Genomic DNA, 1,688 nt, shown 5'->3' with positions numbered 1-1,688 from the left:
TAGGGCTTGCTGAATCAGTGAGAAAAGTAAACAGTGTAGGGATTTTCCGACCAAAAAAGTAGTAAGGGTGCAAGAAAAACAGGTATAATAACTCAAAACCCGTGCATCATCACCTGCGATCGTGTATAGAAAAGCTGAGCTTGCCCCAAGCCCCCCATCGGACTTTGAACTCCCCTTTGAAGGAAGATTGTCAGAAGATAACCGTTGGGTGAAAATGGCGCAACTAATCCCTTGGTCAGAGTTTGAATCAGAATATGCTGAAAATTTCCCCACCGAAATGGGAGCACCCGCCAAATCATTTAGGATGGCATTAGGGGCATTAATTATTAAAGAAAAGCTGGGAATCAGCGACATAGAAACAGTAGAACAGATCCGAGAAAACCCATACCTGCAATACTTTATCGGTCAATTAACCTACAGTAATGAGCCCCCATTTGACCCATCCCTATTAGTCCACTTTCGGCAGCGGATTAGTGGGAATTTAATCAAGAAAGTCAATGAAGGAATGGTCAATAAAATACGAGAAGCCACGTCAAAGCCACCCGGAAAAAAAAAGGATTCGGAGGTAAAAAATGAGTCACCAAATCAAGGAAAATTAATCGTAGATGCGACCTGTGTTCCAGGAGACATTAGCTATCCGACGGACTTAGGACTATTAAACCGAGCCAGAGTTCACACAGAAAAAACCATCGACATTCTCTATAATTCTTTCAAACCAAAAATTCATAAAAAACCCAGAACCTACCGTAATATTGCCAGAAAAAACTATTTAGCAGTAGCCAAACAACGACGACCTAAACGAAACAAAAAAATCCAAGCAATTAAAAAACAACTGCAATATATCAAAAGAAACCTCGCTCATATTGAACAACTAATCGAGTCAGGTGCCACCCTAAAAAGTCTGAGCCAAAAGCAGTATAAGACCTTGCTAGTCCTCACAGAAGTATATCGGCAACAACTCTGGTTATTTGAAAATAAGAAACAGAGCATAGAGGACAGAATAGTAAGTTTAAGCCAACCGCACATCCGTCCTATTGTCAGAGGAAAAGCAGGGAAACCCGTAGAGTTTGGAGCCAAATTGTCAGCGAGTTGCATTGAAGGATATGTATTTTTAGACCGGATAAGTTGGGATAACTTTAACGAATCAGGAGACTTAAAAGCACAAGTAGAAGCATTTAAAAGTTACACAGGATACTACCCAGAATCAGTCCATGCGGATCGCATTTATCGAACAAGAGAAAACCGAGCTTGGTGTAAAGAAAGAGGAATTAGAATTAGTGGCCCCCCTTTAGGAAGGCCACCAGCAAATGTCAGTAAGGAAACAAAGAAACAAGCCTCAGAAGATGAGAGAATTAGAAATGCGATTGAGGGCAAATTTGGACAAGGAAAAAGAAGATTTAGCCTGAATCGGGTGATGACAAAACTTGATAATACTTCTGAAACAGCCATTGCTATTACTTTTTTAGTAATTAACCTTTCTACCTGGTTAAGACGGGTTTTTTGTGTGTTTTTATGTCACAAACCGAAAATCACCCCTGTTTACGGGTCAATCATTATCAAAAGCTATAACTGGGCAAGTTATAGTCAACCAAAAGTTATGTTTCGCCGAGCTTGAATCACCCATCAAGTGCGATGGCTACGGCTGGCGGAGCGAGCGCGATTTTTCCTAACTTATTCAGCAAGCCCTA

Annotated in this window: 1 protein-coding gene; it reads left to right on the top strand. The window is 40.8% G+C overall.

What is annotated here, in order from left to right; all coding sequences use genetic code 11:
- Window positions 1–121 precede the first annotated feature (121 nt).
- Window positions 122–1,615, top strand: coding sequence for an IS5 family transposase (locus tag NG798_RS27565; protein WP_261226917.1), 1,494 nt, complete (start codon window positions 122–124; stop codon window positions 1,613–1,615).
- The last annotated feature ends 73 nt before the right edge of the window (window positions 1,616–1,688 follow it).

This window comes from Ancylothrix sp. D3o (assembly GCF_025370775.1).
In the GTDB taxonomy this organism is placed as follows: domain Bacteria; phylum Cyanobacteriota; class Cyanobacteriia; order Cyanobacteriales; family Oscillatoriaceae; genus Ancylothrix.
The sequence above is the reverse complement of the archived record's forward strand: the minus strand, read 5'-3'. Positions and strand labels throughout refer to the sequence as shown.